Source organism: Ruoffia sp. FAM 26254 (assembly GCF_045528545.1).
GTDB lineage: Bacteria > Bacillota > Bacilli > Lactobacillales > Aerococcaceae > Ruoffia > Ruoffia halotolerans.
The window spans coordinates 1-18,799 of sequence record NZ_JBGQQY010000041.1 but is presented as its reverse complement, the minus strand read 5'-3'; the positions used below and the strand labels follow the sequence as shown (position 1 = coordinate 18,799).

The window sequence follows — 18,799 nt, the reverse complement described above, 5'->3', positions numbered from 1 at the left end:
ACACCTTTACCATATCAGAATGGGGTTCTTTTTTCATCACTTAACAGGTGAAAATGAAAAAGTAAATTTAAGCTGCCGTTAGGCAGTTGGCACATGTTTCAACGAAAAGTATGAATTGTTCAGGATATATACTATTGTTAAAGGATAATCTTGATATAGTCTAGTTTGAAAGGTCAAATGTGTTTTAGTAATAAAAAATAGAACGCTTGGATTTACAAGCGTTCTTTCATTTAAATAATTGCACAAAAAAAAGGCACATAGCTTCACCACTTATAGCTGCTACCTTCCGGTCCTGACTCATTCATGGTTCCACTATTGCCAACACTTATAATAGCATAAAAGACACTCGAATGCAAAATCTTTTTAGCATTAATTATCGATTTCTAATATTTCTTCCTGCACTAATTTACGAAGGACTGGAATAACCTCTTCTTCAAACCACGGATTAATCTTTAACCAGCGCTGATTCAAAGGCGATGGATGTACTAGTGGGAAGAACTCTGGCAAGTAATCTTCATAATGGCGAACAGTCTCTGTTAAATTTCGTTGACGTGTTTTTTTAAGATAATGCTTTTGTGAGTAATTTCCAATCAACAGAATTGTCTTCAGATTTGGTAACTCATCGATGATACGTGGATGCCATTTCGGTGCAAACTCTTTTCTAGGCGGAACATCCCCAGTCTTAGCCTTACCTGGATAATAAAAGTCCATAGGTAGCTGAGCAATTTTATTTGATTCATAGAACTGTTCACGAGTCAGTCCCATCCATTCCCGCAAACGGTCCCCACTGGGATCATTCCAGAATAATTGCGTTTCTTCCGCTTTACGTCCTGGTGCTTGGCCAATAATCGCCATTGTTGCTTCTTTCGGCGCTTTGAATAAAGGTGGTACCCCGCGTTCAGTATAGGCTCGATTCAATTCATCTTCCATGATTTCTTGATAGATCTTATCCATCATACTGTTTGTCATCCTTCCATTTAATTAACAAGTTGTCCACAATTTACTTTATGTTAAAAATACAGCCCCAAATCCTATCATTATAGGGTAATTTCTATTAAAATATGTGATTAATGCTTCAATTTATCAACAATTAGGTAGTTATCAACAGCTCAGTCTGTGCATAAGTCTGTTGATAAGTCATTTTTCTGTGCATAGTCGAGAGTTTTGAACAGATGTTCCCGTTTTTATGGGGGTTATGCACATCAATCTGTGGATAACTTTATTTTTTTCTTATTTTCACGTAATTCTCTAAAGAAATTGGTTAAAAGTTGTCCACATTCCTCAGCTAAAACTCCTTTAATCACTTGAGGTTGGTGATTAAACCGCTCGTCTTCCAATAGATTCATGAGTGTTCCACCACAACCAGCTTTTAGATCCACTGCTCCGTATACTACATTCTCTACCCGTGAATTGATAAGGGCTCCCGCGCACATTGGACAAGGTTCTAATGTGATATACATTGTTGTCCCTTCCAGTCGCCAGGCATCAAGCGCTTTATTCGCGGCCTGAATGGCCTTAATTTCTGCATGACCTGTAGCATCTAACTCCAACTCACGGACATTATGCCCTCTGGCAATAATTTCACCGTCTTTAACGATAATCGCGCCAATCGGGACTTCTGCCTTCTCTTTAGCCACTAGCGCTTCTTTTATCGCTTCTTCCATCCACTTTTCATGCTCTAATCGCACCGCTTCTTCCATTTCAATTGCCTCTAACATATTTCACCTCGTAATATTTATATCTTTTCATTCGTTATGCACAGCTTCAATTATTTTTCACACAAAAAACCGAGCAAACCACTTCACTCTTCAGTGTACATGATTCACTCGGATTTATTAACTCTTTTAGAGATTATTCAAAATACTCTTGAACACGGTCAGTCACGTCAGAAGACATGTCTTTTGCACGATCCATAATTGAAGAGAATGCATCAGATGCTTGGTCTTTAACGTTTCCAGCACCACTTGCTAACTTAACGATTGTATTTACTTCAGAATCACTTAAGTTATCAACAGCATTTACTAAACTATCTGAACCATTTAATTTATGTTTTACAAATAATTTAGCGCGCTCACGGTTCACAACACCTTCAACTCTATGACGCACGTCATCGTTGTAGTACATCATCGCTGCAATTCCGGCAACTGTTGCAGCTGAACCAAGTAATACTAAGCCAAGTGACACATTATTTCTTTTTTTACTCATTTAAAATTCCTCCTTTTATGCTATATAAATTTATAACATCTTCATATTCAATGATAAGTATATTATAGCATAAAACGCTATCACAACCTATTAAAGCGACTTGCTATAACGCAATGTTTTATATTATATTGCGGTAAGATACTATTAGAACACGTTATTGTAGTAAATTTAATTTTAAAATTTATAGTTGAAAATTTATTTAATATCGCTTACCCTTATCTAGCAAGATTTGCGCGAACAAAAGGCGAACAAAAAAATTTGATTCTTAGTTTACTCTGGATAAATACGATATATTGGGTTAGAATACAGTAGCAGCACAATATATAGTGCTAACGGAACATTTTCACAAAGGGGTAATATAAATATGACTCAAACAACACATCAACATGTGACATGGAACAAAGAACAATTAAATAAAGCTATCGAAGCATTTCCACAAATCTTCCCTATGACAAGCGATATGAATATTACGCACAGCGGGGTTTCAAGAATGGTTATGTTAGATCGTTACTCATTTAAAGATGCGGCTAAATCAACGTTAGCGGTTGGAGACCTCGTTATCTTAACGGTTAAAGCAGATCCTAAATACCCAGCGAGAGGGATTGGGATTGTGCAAGCCATTGATACGGCTAACAACGAAGTCCTTATTTGGATTGAAGAAGAATACCGTGGTTCATTAGAAGATGAAACTGAACAAAAGACCGGACTTGTCACTCGCAAAATCGAAACGATTGATAAACCGTTAGAAATTTATTATGAACAGATCGCAAAGCGTACTGCCAAAGGTCTTTCGGATGTTGAAACAGATACAGTTAAACGTGAAGAATTAAATGGTCAATACTATACACAATTGAAAGAAATGAATTTTGTTCCCGCGGGTCGTGTGCTTTACGGGGCAGGAACAAATACTGATGTAACTTACTTTAACTGTTATGTGATGCCTTTCATTCCAGATTCACGTGAAGGTATCTCAGATCACCGTAAAGAAGTGATGGAGATTATGAGCCGTGGTGGTGGTGTCGGAACGAACGGTTCAACACTACGCCCTAGAAACACTCTAGCTCGCGGGGTTAACGGTAAGTCATCTGGTTCAGTTTCTTGGTTAGATGACATCGCTCAACTGACACATCTTGTAGAACAAGGTGGTAGCCGTCGTGGTGCACAGATGATTATGTTAGCTGATTGGCATCCAGATATTATTGAATTTATTATCTCAAAAATGCAAAACCCACGCGTTCTACAATATTTAATCGAACAAACTGATGACGAACAGATTAAAACATTAGCAAAAGAAAAACTGAAGTTCACACCATTAAACCAAGCTGAAGTAACGATGTACGAAAATATCGTTCGTTACAAAACAATGCCAGGTTTAGGTGGCTTTTCAGAGCAAAACATTAAAGATGCTCAAGCTAAACTACGTGATGGCGGAACTTATAGCGTGAATAACCCAGAATTCTTAACAGGAGCGAATATTTCCGTGACTTTAACTGATGATTTTATGGAAGCTATTGACCAAGATGGGGACTGGACATTAAGATTCCCAGATGTTGAAAATTACACTGAAGCTGAAATGGTCGCTTATAATACTGAATGGCCAGACCACGGTGATGTGCGTGAATGGGCAGATAAAGGCTACGGCATCAAAAATTACCGTACAATCAAAGCCAAAGAGCTTTGGAAGTTAATTAATATTTGTGCAACATATTCAGCTGAACCCGGTATCTTCTTTATCGATAACGCGAATAATGATACAAATGCGAAAGCATACGGTCAAAAAGTTGTCGCGACAAACCCATGTGGTGAACAACCTTTAGCACCTTACTCGGTATGTAACTTAGCTGCAGTTAACTTAGCGAACATGGTCAACAAAGATACGCATACCGTAGATTTTGACCGATTAATTGAAACAGTGAAGACTGGTGTACGTATGCAAGATAACGTGATTGACGCGACGCCGTATTTCCTAGAAGAAAATAAAAAACAAGCACTGGGCGAACGTCGTATCGGTCTAGGTGTTATGGGCTTAGCTGACTTACTCATCTATACTGAACACGTTTATGGATCAGAAGAAGGAAACAAAATTGTTGATGAGGTATTCAAAACAATCGCAGTATCTGCTTACGAAGAATCGATTGCTTTAGCAAAAGAAAAAGGCAGTTTCCCATTTCTAATCGGCGAAAATGATGAAGAAACTCAAGTTCTTCGTCAAAAATTCGTTCAAACAGGCTACATGCAAAAAATGCCGGATCATATCCGTGAAGGTGTCTTAGAACACGGTATTCGTAATTCACACTTATTAACTGTTGCTCCAACTGGAAGTACAGGAACAATGGTTGGTGTAGCAACTGGATTAGAACCTTACTTTGCTTTCAAATACTTCCGTAGTGGACGACTTGGTAAATTTATCGAAGTGAATGCTGAAATTGTTCAAGAATATCTTGATGCACACCCAGAAGCAGACGCTGAAAATTTACCAGAGTTCTTCGTTGAAGCTATGTCACTTGCGCCAGAAGCACACGTTGATGTTCAAACAACGATCCAAAGATGGGTTGATAGTTCAATTTCTAAGACTGTAAACGCACCTAAAGGTTACCAAGTCAGCCAAGTTCAAAGTATTTACGAACGCTTATACAAAGGTGGCGCTAAAGGTGGAACGGTCTATGTGGACGGGTCTCGTGACTCACAAGTATTAACACTTGCGGCTGAAGAGAATGAAGCAGAAAATATCGAATTATTCCCAATGAAAGAGGCCCGTATCGTTGATGACAGTAACGAATTAAGACAATTAGTTGACCTAGCTGAGTCAGAGCACGTTAAAACACAAGGGCATACAGATGACGTTGTCTTTGGTTCAGATATCGGAGATACTTGCCCAATTTGTCGTAGTGGAATTGTTCAAGATATTGGTGGATGTAATACATGTACTAACTGTAACGCACAATTACGCTGCGGTTTATAATAAGGAGTATACTTATGCAAATTTACACACGGACAGGTGATCACGGTACCACTCGCATCATCGGTGGAAAGTCTGTTCATAAAGATAGCCAACAAGTCGAGGCTTACGGAACGGTGGATGAATTAAACAGTATTATCGGGATGATTGTTGCTTTAGAAGAAACGCCTAGTGATATGAAAGAAGAGCTCATGCGCATTCAACACTATTTATTCGACTGCGGCAATGACTTAGCAACACCCGAAAAACATGATAAGTATCCATATCGTACGAATGCAGACCTGGTAACTTGGTTAGAAAGCCGCATCGACGAGTATGCACCGATCCCTCCAACAGTTGAATCATTTATTCTACCAGGTGGAACACAACTCGCTGCTCAACTTCACTTTGCACGCACCGTTACAAGACGCGCCGAGCGTCGGATTGTTAGCTTGCAACAAGAACAGACGATTAATCAGCATGTATTAAAGTTTATTAACCGTCTATCTGATTACCTCTTTGCCCTAGCACGTGTGGCCAATAGCCAAGCTGGTGTCGAAGACGTCTTGTATGAACGAAGCGGACGTGTCTTCCATACTGAATTGACAAAAAAAGATATACCAAAATAATTTCAAAAGAGCCATCAGAAAAATTTCTGATGGCTCTTTTATGTGTTACAGTTGCAAAGTCTCCTATTCGTTATCCTTTTGAAGTTATAAATCGTTTTTGAATAATTGGCACCAGTGTCGGCTCCAGCACTAAAAAGAAGGCCACATTCCCAGCCGCATGCATTAAATCAAATGTAATCCCTTGGGCATAATAAACCCAGAAATTAACGACACCAAACATTTGTGATGAAAATAGTGAAATAACAAACCCGTAAATTAATCCAGTCGCTCCAGCGAACAGCGCAAAGATTACTCTTCGCGCACTCTGATGGTCCTTTAATCGATTGTATAAAGCCTTTAGAGCACTTGTAAGTAATACAATGATGCCATAGGCCATAATTTGATAAAGTGTCCAAGGACCCATTCCAAGTAGCATATTCGAAATGACCATCGAAGTGATAGCTACTAGGAGTCCATCCAAAGTTCCCATCGTTAAAGTAATAATTATTAAAATCACTGTGACAGGTTGTACATTTGGTATAAATTGAAAGGCAATTCGCCCAATATGACACAGAGCGGTCAGTAAGGCCAGTACTGCTAGACGCTTAACTGTGAAATACTTACTCATCCTTCGAAGGCTTCAAGTTTCCACTCGACTAAGTCACCGTCTGATAACTCTAATTCAGCCGCTCCAACTTCAGCCATCTCTCCGTTTAAGTCAAACAACCAGTATTTCCCTGCCTCTTCATCCTGTTCGTATCCGTTAATTGCAGAGATAAAGCCGTCAGCTTCTTCAAGTTCATAATGCTCTTTCATCACATCTAATAGAATCGCACCTTCTTCAACTTCTAGAACTTGTTCGCCTTCGTCAATTTCTTCTCCATCAACTGTTACTGATACAGTCACTTCAGCTAATACCGCTTGTTCACTTGATTCAACCGGTGTTGAAGTAACTTCTTCTGTCTGTGTCGTTTCACCACAACCAACTAATACTAAAGTTGACGCTAATAATAGTAACCATTTTTTCATTCTAAATGCCTCCCATATGATTTTGTGACAGATGACAGTATTCACTTCAAACTATTTGGAGAGAAAAGCATGGGTTTATTCGAATGGATCGGATATCACTCACTATTTTGCCTCGAAATAGTATGTCGGATAAGTATGCTTGAATAAAGATCTGACTCCATGCTTTTCGCATGATTACAGTGGCGGGACCGTCTCGGAATTTAACCGAACTTCCATATTCAAACTACTTTAAATTTGTATCTATCTCTCTTTATAATAATTATTAATGAAGGACAATGCAAGTTAATTGTCAGTAAAAATAATTGGTCAAATGATGAATTGAGTATTATAATCTTTATATTCGCATTTTTTGATTGCAAATTTTTAGACGAAGGAGTTAATTGATTGGACAATTTTATGATCGGATTCAATGCAGTCATGCCAATGATGCTTTACATGGCTTTAGGTCAGTTTTTTACACGCGCAGGTTTCATTAAACAAGACGCTTATGCTCAGTTTAATAAAGCGATTTTTTCTATTTTACTGCCATTGAATTTATTCTCAAATGTTTATAATACGAATATTGCGACGGATTTTAATGGGTTAACTTTATCTTTTAACATTATTTTTGCTATTGTTGCATTTATTATTTTGGCTTTTATTGTACCTATTTTCGAAAAATCAAATGCAAAACGAGGGGTCATTCTTCAAGGTTCGATTCGTTCAAACGCGATTTTATTCGGTTTACCAATGGGAATAGCTTTACTCGGTCAAGAAAATTTAGGGATGGTAACGATTGTTCTAGCAACCATTGTGCCTTTAAATAATATCTTCTCTGTAATTGCTTTTTCAATTTATACTGATGAGAAATTCTCATTGAAACGAACAATTAAACAAGTATTGACTAACCCAATGGTTATCTTTACTTGCGCAGGGGTAATTGTTGCAGTATTAGGATTCAAGTTCCCTAATGTGATTGAAACGACGATGGGAAATTTAACACGTATGACGCCGCCGCTTGCACTCATTGTTATGGGTGGAACGTTTAACTTTGGTAAACTAAAGGATGCTGACTGGTCTCTTTACGGAACTGTTCTTGCACGATTAGTAATTATTCCTACGATTGCTTTATTTATTGCAGGTGGTTTATTAGACTTTCGTGGAGCTGACTTAATATCAGTCTTAATCGCGACGGCTGGACCAACGGCTGTATCTAGTTATGCTCAAGCAGTTGTCGCCGGCGGTGATGGCGATTTAGCAAACCAAATTGTTGTCTTCACAACGGTCGCTTCAATGTTCTCGCTTGTTGTGTTTATTATGATTTTAAAGAATTTAGCTTATTTCTAATACGATGGGCTATCAAGGAAACACCAGACTTTTCTGAAGTTTGGTGTTTTTTATGCTTTTTGGATCTTAAGACAAATGGACTTGCGGTTCGTCTTTAGTTGAGCTAACTCAAGACAAATGGACTTGCGGTTCGTCTTTAGTTGAGCTAACTCAAGACAAATGGACTCGCCGTTTGGCTTTAGTTGAGCTAACTCAAGACAAATGGATTCGCCGTTCGTCTTTAGTTGAGCTAACTCAAGACAAATGGATTCCCCGTTTGCCTTTAGTTGAGCTAACTCAAGACAAATGGACTTGCTGTTTGGCTCTTGTCACAGAAAAAAATCGTGTCAGCGAGATTCCTCTCACCGACACGATTCATCTGTATTATTTAGAACGGTTATTGATATTGATTGCTCCTTGGCGGCCACCAATGGTGATGTTATCACCTAGTTTGATATCTCCACTTAGCATCATTTCACTTAACTCGTCTTCTATTTGTTTTTGAATTGCGCGACGGATTGGTCTTGCTCCATATTCTGGATCGAAGCCAGCGTCAGCAATAATTTCTAGAGCTGTCTCTGTTACACGGGCTTCAATCTCAAGATCATGTAGACGGTTGATGATATCTTGCGCTTGTAATTTAACAATCTCTTTAATTTGATCTTTAGATAATGGGTGGAAGACAATAATTTCGTCAATACGGTTAATGAATTCTGGACGGAATCCACGTTTTACTTCTTCCATAACGCGTGCTTCCATTGCCTTGAAGTCATCTGTATAGTCCACAGCACCGAATCCGACTGATTTGTCATCACGAAGAGCTGTTGCTCCCATGTTCGAAGTCATGATGATAATTGTGTTACGGAAGTCGACACGACGCCCTTTACCATCTGTCATATGACCATCATCAAATACTTGTAATAACATGTTAAATACATCTGGATGGGCTTTTTCAACCTCATCTAAGAGAATCACACTGTAAGGTTTTTGACGAACTTGCTCAGTCAATTGACCTGCTTCATCATAACCAACGTATCCTGGAGGTGAACCTACTAAACGAGACACACTGTGTTTTTCCATGTATTCAGACATATCCACACGGATCATATTGTCCTCGCTACCAAAGATAGATGAAGCTAAAGATTTCGCTAATTCTGTCTTACCTACCCCAGTTGGGCCTAAGAACATAAATGACCCAATTGGTCGTTTAGGACTCTTCAAGCCACTGTATGCGCGGCGGATCGCTTTAGATACTGATACAACAGCATCATCTTGACCGATAACACGTTCATGCAACTCTTCTTCTAAGTGAACAAGACGTTTTGATTCGGCAGCATCTAATTGTTTTACTGGGATACCTGTTGAAATAGTAATTACTTCTGCGATATCTTCAGGACTCACTTTAAGAATTGCTTCACCTTCACCCTTATCTTTGCTTTCTGCTTTCGCAGCTGCTTCGATTTGAGTTTCAACTTTTTGTTCTTCTTCACGGATTTTGGCTGCAGTGTCAAAATCACGGGCTAAGATAGCTTTTTCTTTTTTATCGGATAATTCGCCTAATTTTTTCTCAAGGTCGCTTAAGTTTGTACTGTGCGTCGTTGCATCAATACGTACTTTAGCTGAGGCCTCATCAATTAAATCAACGGCTTTATCTGGTAAGCGACGTTCAGTTAAGTAACGTGTACTTAATTTAACCGCTGCTTCGACCGCTTCATCAGTAATTTCTACATTGTGGTGTTTTTCGTAACGTTCTTTAAGTCCATGAATAATTTGAACAGACTCTTGTTGAGTTGGCTCATCGATTTGAACTTTAGAGAAACGACGTTCTAAGGCTGCATCTTTTTCAATGTGTTTTTGATATTCATCTAAAGTAGTTGCACCAATGATTTGAATTTCTCCACGAGCTAATGCTGGTTTCAGGATGTTTGCTGCGTCAACAGCACCTTCGGCTGATCCTGCCCCAATTAATGTATGTAACTCATCAATGAAGAGAATTGTATTACCATCTTCAGTAATTTCTTCAATGATTTTCTTCATACGTTCTTCGAATTCACCACGGTATTTCGTTCCCGCAACAAGTGAACCCATATCTAACATCATTAAACGTTTGTTAGCAATGTTTTCAGCCACTCCACCAGATACAATACGTTCTGCTAGACCTTCGGCGATTGCCGTTTTACCAACACCAGGCTCCCCAACTAATACGGGGTTATTTTTTGAACGGCGACTAACAATTTGTATGATACGACGGATTTCATTCGCACGTCCAACCACTGGATCTAACTTCCCGTCACGCGCTAATTGTGTTAAGTCACGTGCAAGTGAATCTAAAGTTGGTGTTGTCGAACTTGTCGCTCCATTTTGTTGCTGTTGTTGTTTTTGACGTCCACGACGGCTATTTTGAACGCGTCCTGTTGAATCGTTCACACCAACCATTTCGTAGATTGTTTTTCTTAATTCATTTAAGTCGATACCTAAGTTCTTTAATAGAACTGTTGCTAAAATTTCTTCTTTTAACATGCCTAGTAATAAATGCTCTGTTCCAACTTTTGGCACACCTAAACGTTTCGCATCATTCGATGCATTCATAATAATTTTCTTCGCACGTGGTGAGTATGGAATAACAATATCCCCTTGCATACGTGGAGCATTCACTTTACCGTGAATAATTTCTAATTCAGTTAGTAACGTTTGGTAATCTGCACCCATGCCACGTAAAGCTTTTCCGGCAATACCTGACTCTTCACGAGCTAGACCTAATAAGATATGTTCTGTGCCTACAGCCTGATGTCTTAAGTAATACGCTTGCTCAGCAGCAAAAATCATTACTTGGCGAGCACTTTCAGTAAATAATTCTTCAAACATACTTTCACCTCTTTATTTATATGTAATTCGTAATTGTTCTAAAAACTTCGACAGAATCAAAGCTCTTGCTTCTTGTTCATGTAACGAGATTGTTTGTAGTAATGCTTTATCAATCACTGATAGTATTAATGCGCCTTCTCGTTCTGTCATTATACTATGGTTGACTAATGTTTCAATAATATTGATTGCACTGCGGTGATTTATACGCGGTCCTATCATTTGGATCATATCGTCAAGGGCGTCGATTTCATCAACTAACTCAACTTTTAGAATCCGTATATAGCCCCCACCACCTCGTTTACTTTCTACCATATAGCCATGTTCTTGAGTAAAGCGTGTATTAATAACATAGTTAATCTGTGAAGGTACACAATCAAATTGTTCTGCAATATCACTTCGTTTGATTTCAATTCTTTCACTATTTTTCAAAAAGCTTTTTAAATAAGCTTCAATAATATCCGACATATTTCTTTGTGCCACTATGATCCCCCTTCCACTAACATTGACTATCTTTGACTATTATATAATAAAAAGACTTTCTCGACAACTATTCAGTTTAAGGAAAGAGGACTTTAATGAAGTGAGTATGTGTCTTCTGACCTTCTTTGACCATTATAGCATATCTATTAAAAAATCAACATTTTGAATTGAAAAAGAGCCCTAAATCTATCTTAGATAGACATCAGGGCTCCATTTTGTTTAAATATCTTGAATATCTTCTGGTGTCAATATTTTATGACGGAGGGCTTCAAAGGGTTTCAATCTTAAGCCTTCTTCTTCATATTCATTCATTAGAGAACGCTCTTTGGCTTCTTCCCGAATCTGTTTACGGTAGCTTATATCCAAACTAAATAGTTTATAGATTGTTGCAAAGACCGGTACCCCAAGTAAAATCCCTGAAATTCCGAACAAGCCCCCACCGACAGTTACCGCTGCTAAGACCCACATACCTGGAAGGCCGATTGAATCACCGACCACACGCGGATAGATCAAATCTCCTTCGAGTTGTTGAACAACAATAACGAAAATGAGATAGATTAATGCATTAATTGGCGATACGGCAAATTGAATAATCACACCAACAAAGCCGGCTAGAAAGGCACCTACTAAAGGAATAAACGCTAAAGCTCCTTGCAAGGCTCCGAGCATGGCTGCATATGGCATTTGGATGGCCCAAAGTCCAAGCGATACGATGAAGCCTAGAATAAAAGCCTCAATGACCGTTCCTGTAATATAGTTGGAAAAGACATCGTCAGTCACATTCAAGATGTTCTTAACAATTCTTACTTGCTCATCACTCAAATATGAAATCAGGATATCATTGAAATTTTTACCCAGCTTTTCTTTCGACACTAAAATATAAAGGGCAAACATCACTGACAATACAAAGGTTGTCACAGCTGAAGCTGAACTAGATAAAAGTGATACAGAAGACTCCGCTACACCTCGAAGCAGTCGGTTTCCAATCTCAGCAAAACTAGACATCACACTACTCCAATTAAAGTCCACTTGTTCTATTAAATCATTAAACATCGGAATAAGATGCTGTTGCTCTTCAACCCAAGTTTGTAAGGAATCTGTCACTGTTGGTACAGCCTCAACTAAAGTAATAACAGCCGTTACAAGTTGCGGAACAACTAAACCAATGATTCCCGCAACGACTAAAGTAATGACTAAAATTGAAAGTACAATCGCCAGCGGACGGCGAGTGTGTTGCAACCATTTTTTATCCGTATTGGGATACAATCTTTTCTCAAACTGGTTCATGAGTAAGTTCAAAACGTAAGCCATCATTCCCCCTAAGACAACTGGGAAAGCAACTTGCCAAACAACTCCAAAGGCACTTGCTACTTGTGACCAATTGAAAATAATTAAAATAATAACCGCAATAAATAATATCTTTGCTATAAATTGCTTCTCAAGTTTAAAATGATTCAAAAAAACACCTCTCTCTTAGTTATAGAATAGGCTAAGAGAGAGGTGTAGTCAATTAAATTTGTTTATTGTTTCTAGTCTTTATTAGACAGCATTATTATGTGTTTCGCTTGCTGTTTTAGCACCAGCATGTCCAGCAAAAGCTGTAATAAACATCGCTACTAAAAGTCCAACAAAGATATACAATGAGTATTTAGATGTTTGGTTAGAGACATCTTCAGCAACTTGTGCACTTTCAGCAAAAGCTTGTTCAGCTTGTACTTGTAAGTCTTCAACTGCTGTTTGTGCATCATTCAATGCTTGTTCAGCTTCTTGACTTGCTTGTCCATAAGCTTCTTGGATATTCGTTACTGCTTCTTCTGCTTCTTGTTCAGATAAATCAGTATTATTTGAGATTGCTTCAGTTAAAGCATCTTCATCTAATTCTTGACCGATTTCGTCAATACGACCTTGGATATTGCTAGTTACGTTCTCAATCTCTTGTTGTGGATCTTGTCCATTAACAACAATATTATAACCTGCTGTGGATACATCATCCATTGTCGCTTGAACTTGATTATCTAAGTAATCAGGTTGTAATTGTTCAATTTCAGTATCTTCTAATACATCTGTCACAGTTTGTTCTAAATCTTGTGAATCAACATTGATTTCTTGAGCGATTGAATCAAATGCCTCTTGAGATAATGATCCAACAGTATCAGCTGTTCCTGAGATTGCATCTCCTGCAGCTTGTCCCGTATAGCCTAAAACTGTTCCTAAAGAATTAAATGCCATACCAACTGCGGATGTCATTAAAGTAAACATCACAATGACACTGACTGCCCAAGTTAAGAAACCATGGATAAAACCCGCTCGATTAGCTGTAATCCCTGTTACATAACCAGCGACTGCTAGCGATACGATTAATGCGATAATGATCCAAATAACTAAACCAATCCCGACACCATCTAATGGGTTTTGGCTTGTAAAATCAGGTACGCCAAAGCCAACCGCTGCTCCAATTAGGGAGAATAAAATACTAATCGCCACGAACGTTACAACTCCAGCGAAAATCGCACGCCAAGACATGTTATTACCCGCTTTTTCATTAATTCCATCTAATATATATTTCTTCATCTTCTTCACTCCTACTTCATAATTATTACATAAATAATCATATTACATTTAGATGACAAGGTCAATTATAACAGCTTGAATACAGCAACTACCTTCATTCTGTTTATTGAATATTGCAACAATATATATATGCATAAGGCATAATATTGTTTCGATTAAATGATAGTTTAAGCCTGTCAAATCCGTGTTATACTATAGCAAAGAGGTGAGTAAAATGATTGAAACAATGCTCGGTGATATTACTCAAGTCGATCAAGTAGATGCGATTGTTAATGCTGCCAACCATAGCCTTCTGGGCAGAGGTGGTGTCGATGGTGCGATTCATCGCGCGGCCGGCCAAAACTTTTAGAAGAAACTCGAACACTTGGCGGTTGTCAAACAGGCGAAGCAAAAATTTCTCAAGCTTACCATCTCCCCGTCGAACATATTATTCACACCGTTGGCCCTGTCTAGAATGGTGGTTACTCTAACGAAGCGAATTTGTTAGAAAGTTGTTACCGACAATCTTTACTACTAGCCATGGAACATGGTATTCGCAAAGTCGCTTTTCCTTCAATTTCAACGGGTGTTTATCACTTCCCTGTGAATCTAGCTGCAGAGATTGCAATTTCGACAGTTAAAGAAGTGATGAACGAACACCCAGATGCGTTTGATTTAATTATTTGGATGCCATTTGATTCAGACACTAAGAAAGCATACGATGTCGCGCTTAAGAATGCTTAACAAGAAACTCCCGCTTCAAGCTAGATTGAGGCTGGAGTTTATTATTCTTCGATTTTTAACTGATAGCCGGCTAAAAAGCTCGCTTCAAAATTTCCCTTTCCACGTAAGTATATTTTTCCAAACTCATCAATTAACCCATGAAACTCTTTAGCTTCCCATGTTGTAAACTGCTTATCTAAAGAGACTATCTTTCGCATCGCCCTGTAGTTATCCATCCCTGATACACCTAATTCTGTATATAGTTTTTGAGCGTATTTATCCGAGACAAACACCGGTTGTTCAAAGACATAAAGTAAAAGGACATCTGCTGTCTCATCGCCAACTCCATGTAATTTTAATAACTCTTGGCGCAAATTAATTTCATATTTTTCTGTAATTGCTTCTAGATTGTTATCGTGCTCTTGAAACCAATTTAATACCGAATGGACCGCTTTACTTTTATTTTTAAAGAAGCCGGCGGGTCGAACTAAGTCTTCTAATGTTTCTAAAGGTAAATTTAAGATGGCTTGTGGGTTAAATTGCGTGGCGCTTCCGATATTGTTAACCGCACGTTTTGCGTTCGCTGCATTGGTATTTTGTATCATGATGGCGCCAATGATAATCTCAACTTTTGAGTCAGCTGGCCACCACCCTGTTTCACCCATGTCATTGAGTAAAAGCTTAAATAATTCATATTGATCAATTGTCTTCATGTGCGCGCTCGCCTCACTTTCAAAATGATTGTATCAAATAAACACCCAAACACTAAGCAGAATACTTAGGTTTGGGTGTCATTTTATTGATGTATAATTCGATAATAGACTTGTGAAGTAATGAGGTAGAACAGTAAGTAAACGACAACAAAGATGGCTAAAACTGATCCATAACCGATCATAAAGGTTGTTATGTTATTGACGGCTAATAGCCCTAGTAAATTAAACATTATTTTTGATGCAAAGAGCGAATGAATGACTGCGATCATAATTGGCAGTGCAAAAATCCAAAAGATTTGTGATCGAATCGTTTGTTTAATTAAATGATCAGGCAAGCCAACTTTTCGCATAATTTGGAATTTACCTTGGTCTTGGTAACCTTCAGATACTTGTTTAAAGTATAACATTAAGACCGTTCCAATAATTAGAACTGTTCCGACGATAATTCCTAAGAATAATAAGCCCCCATTCATCGTATATAATTCTTGCGAGGTTGTTGTTCTTGTTACGACTCGAACTACACCCAAGTCCCCTTGATCAAAGATTGTATCGGTTGAGATCGCTGCTTCAATACTTTCACGAGCAGAATCATCAACGGCATTGAACACCATCGTCTGTTCTAATAGTGCTTCAGAACGCTCTCCCGTACTGATATAATTCGGGAAGGTTGATAGTAAACTTTCGACCTCTTCTATGGTTGGAAACACGACATAAGCAATTTGTCCGATGTAGTTTAAAGGCATGTAACTAGAACTGATTTGTTGAACCTGATATTCCTTGTCAGCAAATTGTAGTGTATCATCTTGTTCTTGTTGAATATTTGCAGTTGTCGTTGTAAACAACACTTCATCTGGCTCTAGGTGAATATTTTCTCCATTGAGCTGGTTAAAATCCTCTAAAGGAACGCCAATGATGTAGGCAAAATCAGTTGGTAAGAGTTCCTCACCCTCAGTTGTTTCACTAGGAGCTGGCATTGGTTGGAAAGATTTGTTTTGATAAATAGCCGTGACAAAGGCACTTCGAGATAGACTCACATCTTTAATATCACCGTGCGTTTGTAATTCTTCCATGATATTTGTTAAAGCTACTTCCGCATTTTCCGGACTCGCGCCATCGGCGTATTGCATGTACCGCAATTCAATATCATGTGTCGACATTTGCTCCACTTGATCTTCCATACCTATATAAAGAGTTAAAGTCGTTCCGAGAGTTAACACAATCCCTGTACATAAGACCGCAATTCCAGCTAAGCTTGTCGCGTTCGCTTTCATACGATATAACATCCCTGATATCGATAGAAAATGTGTCGGCTGGTAATAATATTTTTTATTCCTTTTCATTCGTTTTAAGAAAATAATACTTAAACTTGTTAAGAGCGCGTAAGTTCCGATAATCACTAGGAAGATCGCTATGAACACTTTTAACAGCGCGTCTAAAACATCTGTCGTTGTCAGTGCTACATAATAACCGGCGACTAAAGTGATTAAACCAATCAAAAGGATGAACCAACGAGATTTCGGTTCAGCTTCTCCCGCATGCGTTTGGCTTAATAATTCAGATGGGTTCAATCTCGCCAAGCGGATACTATTAATTAAGAAGATAATAAATGTGATACCACCAATAATAATGATTGTTCCAATCGCCGCTAAAGGACTAAATGGATAATCCATTAAGTCAGCACCAGTATCTTGAATTAATCTGTTTAAGACGATAAACATCACATTTCCTAAAGCATAACCAACCCCAATGGATGCAAGGCTACCAATCACCCAAGTTAATAGTTGTTCAAAGAGGATGACGCTTCGGATATGCTTGTCTTCTAAACCTAAAACGGTATATAAGGCAAACTCCATTCGCCGTTGTCTTTGAATAAAATTATTGGCATACAGAATGAAAATAACTGCCAGTAAGGACGTAAAGAACACACCCATCAGGATGATTGTTGGCAATGTGGCATGTCGTGACTGCACATACTCATTGGTAATCAATGAAATCATAATAAAATCTAAGGACATTATTAAGACTAACGCAAGAAAATATGGAAAGTAAACGGTCCGGCGTTTGACTATTCCTTGAACAGTCAATTTAGTTAATAATGAAAGTGGCATCTTACACACCTCGATCCGCAAGCATGGTTAAACTTTGTGAAATACGCTCATTAAAGTTTTGATTCGTTTCCTGTCCGCGGTATAACTCGTGATATACGACCCCATCTTTAATAAATAGAACGCGATTGGCGTAAGACGCTGCTTGAATTGAGTGTGTCACCATTAAAATCGTATTTCCTAAGTGATTTAATTCATTGAATAAGCCTAATATTTGCTCAGACGATTTTGAATCAAGTGCTCCTGTAGGCTCATCTGCCAGTAATAAAGGTGGATTAGTAATAATTGCTCTTGCAATGGCAACGCGTTGGCGTTGTCCTCCTGAGATTTCGTAGGGGTATTTTTCTAATAAATCTTGAATTCCTAATATTGGCGCAATCTCAGCGAGGCGGCGCTCCATTTCATTAATATTGGCATTTGATAACACCATCGGTAGTAATATATTGTCTTTATTTGAGAAAGTATCTAATACGTTAAAGTCTTGAAAGACGAAGCCTAGCTGCTCACGTCTAAATTCAGCCACTTTATTTTTCTTAATATTCGCAATATTTGTCCCTTTTAAATGAACGGTTCCTTGAGATGGTTTATCAAAAGTGGCGATAATATTCAGTAAAGTTGATTTCCCTGAACCTGATTCCCCCATAATTGCCACAAACTCACCTTCGTTTACACCAAAATCAATTTGTTGCAAGGCTGTCGTTTGGTTGCCTCGTGTCTTATATACTTTTTTTACATTTTTTACATCTAATAACATGATTTTCCTCCATTATTTTGTCTATTCGCTAATCTCTGTTATAAGTATATGCGACCGCGTGACATCTAGCCTTTAACTAACATTACAAAAAAGGAGCCTAACCTTACACTTTTGAAAGATTAGGACGTTTGATTAAATTGGATCGTAAATTGTGTCTCCTGACCAAATGTCGACTCCACGGAAACTGGTTGAGTCAAGCGTCTGGCAACGAGCTCAACTAAGTACAAGCCTAAGCCACTCGACTTTTGATTCAACTGTCCATTAAAGCCTGAATACCCCTTATCAAAAATCTTTGGCAGATCCTCTGCTTTTATTCCTCTACCACTATCTTTAATTGTTAAGGTGGCGTTTTGGGAATCATAAGAAATCCAGATTTCCTTTTGTTTCGCGTATTTTAGTGCATTATTTAAAATTTGTTCAATCACCTGAATAATTCATACCTCTATAATTTAAGCTGGTTTCTTGAATAAATTAATAGTTCTTGGAAAAATTGGGAATTTTTCTACAAAATAGTGCGTTCTCGA

At 38.2% G+C, this 18,799-nt stretch carries 16 protein-coding genes, 1 other RNA gene, 1 pseudogene and 1 riboswitch; of the genes and pseudogenes, 4 read left to right on the top strand and 14 right to left on the bottom strand.

All coding sequences use genetic code 11. The annotated features are described in order from the left end of the window. Positions 1 to 234 precede the first annotated feature (234 nt). The 4 genes from ffs to ACEN3Z_RS09215 form a co-directional block, all read right to left on the bottom strand. An RNA gene (gene ffs, locus ACEN3Z_RS09230) (signal recognition particle sRNA small type) lies at positions 235 to 328 on the bottom strand. A gap of 41 nt (positions 329 to 369) precedes the next feature. Next, on the bottom strand, positions 370 to 954 hold the full coding sequence (locus ACEN3Z_RS09225; protein WP_407090614.1) for a uracil-DNA glycosylase family protein: 585 nt from the start codon (positions 952 to 954) through the stop codon (positions 370 to 372). A gap of 248 nt (positions 955 to 1,202) precedes the next feature. Further along, positions 1,203 to 1,718: a tRNA adenosine(34) deaminase TadA gene (tadA, locus tag ACEN3Z_RS09220; RefSeq protein ID WP_171031393.1), complete on the bottom strand. Its 516-nt coding sequence runs from the start codon at positions 1,716 to 1,718 to the stop codon at positions 1,203 to 1,205. Positions 1,719 to 1,851: 133 nt separating this feature from the next. Then, positions 1,852 to 2,205 (bottom strand): hypothetical protein, encoded by a 354-nt coding sequence (locus ACEN3Z_RS09215; protein ID WP_138405535.1) that lies wholly within the window; start codon positions 2,203 to 2,205, stop codon positions 1,852 to 1,854. A 364-nt stretch (positions 2,206 to 2,569) separates the two neighbouring features. On the opposite strand from ACEN3Z_RS09215, the gene ACEN3Z_RS09210 reads away from it, so the two are divergent. Together ACEN3Z_RS09210 and ACEN3Z_RS09205 are read left to right on the top strand one after the other, a co-directional pair. Beyond that, on the top strand, positions 2,570 to 5,167 hold the full coding sequence (locus ACEN3Z_RS09210) for a vitamin B12-dependent ribonucleotide reductase (protein WP_138405536.1): 2,598 nt from the start codon (positions 2,570 to 2,572) through the stop codon (positions 5,165 to 5,167). A 14-nt stretch (positions 5,168 to 5,181) separates the two neighbouring features. Further along, positions 5,182 to 5,772, top strand: a complete 591-nt coding sequence (locus tag ACEN3Z_RS09205) for a cob(I)yrinic acid a,c-diamide adenosyltransferase (protein ID WP_407090613.1) — start codon at positions 5,182 to 5,184, stop codon at positions 5,770 to 5,772. Between the two features lie 70 nt (positions 5,773 to 5,842). Here the strand turns inward: ACEN3Z_RS09205 and ACEN3Z_RS09200 are convergent, their stop codons facing one another. Both ACEN3Z_RS09200 and ACEN3Z_RS09195 read right to left on the bottom strand, forming a co-directional pair. Beyond that, positions 5,843 to 6,379, bottom strand: coding sequence for an ECF transporter S component (locus tag ACEN3Z_RS09200; protein WP_407090612.1), 537 nt, complete (start codon positions 6,377 to 6,379; stop codon positions 5,843 to 5,845). Continuing rightward, the gene (locus ACEN3Z_RS09195) at positions 6,376 to 6,780 is read right to left on the bottom strand and encodes a DUF4430 domain-containing protein (protein WP_407090611.1); all 405 of its coding nucleotides are present in this window, start codon (positions 6,778 to 6,780) and stop codon (positions 6,376 to 6,378) included. The genes ACEN3Z_RS09200 and ACEN3Z_RS09195 overlap by 4 nt, the downstream gene beginning before the upstream one ends. 92 nt (positions 6,781 to 6,872) lie before the next feature. Further along, a riboswitch (adenosylcobalamin (AdoCbl) riboswitch) is annotated at positions 6,873 to 7,021 on the bottom strand. Between the two features lie 143 nt (positions 7,022 to 7,164). On the opposite strand from ACEN3Z_RS09195, the gene ACEN3Z_RS09190 reads away from it, so the two are divergent. Beyond that, positions 7,165 to 8,106, top strand: coding sequence for an AEC family transporter (locus ACEN3Z_RS09190; RefSeq protein ID WP_407090610.1), 942 nt, complete (start codon positions 7,165 to 7,167; stop codon positions 8,104 to 8,106). Between the two features lie 363 nt (positions 8,107 to 8,469). On the opposite strand, the gene ACEN3Z_RS09185 is transcribed toward ACEN3Z_RS09190, so the two are convergent. From ACEN3Z_RS09185 to ACEN3Z_RS09170, 4 genes are all read right to left on the bottom strand, one after another. Then, entirely contained in the window at positions 8,470 to 10,950 is a 2,481-nt protein-coding gene (locus ACEN3Z_RS09185) for an ATP-dependent Clp protease ATP-binding subunit (RefSeq protein ID WP_407090609.1), read from the bottom strand. Positions 10,951 to 10,962: 12 nt separating this feature from the next. Beyond that, on the bottom strand, positions 10,963 to 11,430 hold the full coding sequence (locus tag ACEN3Z_RS09180; RefSeq protein ID WP_197103169.1) for a CtsR family transcriptional regulator: 468 nt from the start codon (positions 11,428 to 11,430) through the stop codon (positions 10,963 to 10,965). Positions 11,431 to 11,649: 219 nt separating this feature from the next. Next, complete coding sequence (locus tag ACEN3Z_RS09175; protein WP_407090608.1) at positions 11,650 to 12,888, bottom strand: AI-2E family transporter; 1,239 nt, start codon at positions 12,886 to 12,888, stop codon at positions 11,650 to 11,652. Between the two features lie 81 nt (positions 12,889 to 12,969). Continuing rightward, the gene (locus ACEN3Z_RS09170) at positions 12,970 to 14,001 is read right to left on the bottom strand and encodes a hypothetical protein (protein WP_407090607.1); all 1,032 of its coding nucleotides are present in this window, start codon (positions 13,999 to 14,001) and stop codon (positions 12,970 to 12,972) included. Between the two features lie 214 nt (positions 14,002 to 14,215). On the opposite strand from ACEN3Z_RS09170, the pseudogene ACEN3Z_RS09165 reads away from it, so the two are divergent. Beyond that, a pseudogene (locus ACEN3Z_RS09165) lies at positions 14,216 to 14,724 on the top strand (macro domain-containing protein). A gap of 41 nt (positions 14,725 to 14,765) precedes the next feature. Here the strand turns inward: ACEN3Z_RS09165 and ACEN3Z_RS09160 are convergent. The 4 genes from ACEN3Z_RS09160 to ACEN3Z_RS09145 form a co-directional block, all read right to left on the bottom strand. After that, the gene (locus ACEN3Z_RS09160) at positions 14,766 to 15,416 is read right to left on the bottom strand and encodes an endonuclease III domain-containing protein (RefSeq protein WP_407090606.1); all 651 of its coding nucleotides are present in this window, start codon (positions 15,414 to 15,416) and stop codon (positions 14,766 to 14,768) included. Between the two features lie 83 nt (positions 15,417 to 15,499). Beyond that, complete coding sequence (locus ACEN3Z_RS09155) at positions 15,500 to 17,524, bottom strand: FtsX-like permease family protein (protein ID WP_407090605.1); 2,025 nt, start codon at positions 17,522 to 17,524, stop codon at positions 15,500 to 15,502. A gap of 1 nt (position 17,525) precedes the next feature. Beyond that, the gene (locus ACEN3Z_RS09150; RefSeq protein WP_407090604.1) at positions 17,526 to 18,275 is read right to left on the bottom strand and encodes an ABC transporter ATP-binding protein; all 750 of its coding nucleotides are present in this window, start codon (positions 18,273 to 18,275) and stop codon (positions 17,526 to 17,528) included. Positions 18,276 to 18,394: 119 nt separating this feature from the next. Beyond that, positions 18,395 to 18,700: an ATP-binding protein gene (locus ACEN3Z_RS09145; RefSeq protein ID WP_407090603.1), complete on the bottom strand. Its 306-nt coding sequence runs from the start codon at positions 18,698 to 18,700 to the stop codon at positions 18,395 to 18,397. Positions 18,701 to 18,799: the final 99 nt, after the last annotated feature.

What these genes read in the sequence shown, in the direction of transcription:
- ACEN3Z_RS09200 (WP_407090612.1), bottom strand. Translation starts at nt 6,379, where the DNA reads ATGAGTAAGTATTTCACAGTTAAGCGTCTAGCAGTACTGGCCTTACTG.
- ACEN3Z_RS09195 (WP_407090611.1), bottom strand. Translation starts at nt 6,780, where the DNA reads ATGAAAAAATGGTTACTATTATTAGCGTCAACTTTAGTATTAGTTGGT.
- ACEN3Z_RS09150 (WP_407090604.1), bottom strand. Translation starts at nt 18,275, where the DNA reads ATGTTATTAGATGTAAAAAATGTAAAAAAAGTATATAAGACACGAGGC.
- ACEN3Z_RS09185 (WP_407090609.1), bottom strand. Translation starts at nt 10,950, where the DNA reads ATGTTTGAAGAATTATTTACTGAAAGTGCTCGCCAAGTAATGATTTTT.
- ACEN3Z_RS09205 (WP_407090613.1), top strand. Translation starts at nt 5,182, where the DNA reads ATGCAAATTTACACACGGACAGGTGATCACGGTACCACTCGCATCATC.
- ACEN3Z_RS09210 (WP_138405536.1), top strand. Translation starts at nt 2,570, where the DNA reads ATGACTCAAACAACACATCAACATGTGACATGGAACAAAGAACAATTA.
- ACEN3Z_RS09160 (WP_407090606.1), bottom strand. Translation starts at nt 15,416, where the DNA reads ATGAAGACAATTGATCAATATGAATTATTTAAGCTTTTACTCAATGAC.
- tadA (WP_171031393.1), bottom strand. Translation starts at nt 1,718, where the DNA reads ATGTTAGAGGCAATTGAAATGGAAGAAGCGGTGCGATTAGAGCATGAA.
- ACEN3Z_RS09170 (WP_407090607.1), bottom strand. Translation starts at nt 14,001, where the DNA reads ATGAAGAAATATATATTAGATGGAATTAATGAAAAAGCGGGTAATAAC.
- ACEN3Z_RS09225 (WP_407090614.1), bottom strand. Translation starts at nt 954, where the DNA reads ATGGATAAGATCTATCAAGAAATCATGGAAGATGAATTGAATCGAGCC.
- ACEN3Z_RS09155 (WP_407090605.1), bottom strand. Translation starts at nt 17,524, where the DNA reads ATGCCACTTTCATTATTAACTAAATTGACTGTTCAAGGAATAGTCAAA.
- ACEN3Z_RS09215 (WP_138405535.1), bottom strand. Translation starts at nt 2,205, where the DNA reads ATGAGTAAAAAAAGAAATAATGTGTCACTTGGCTTAGTATTACTTGGT.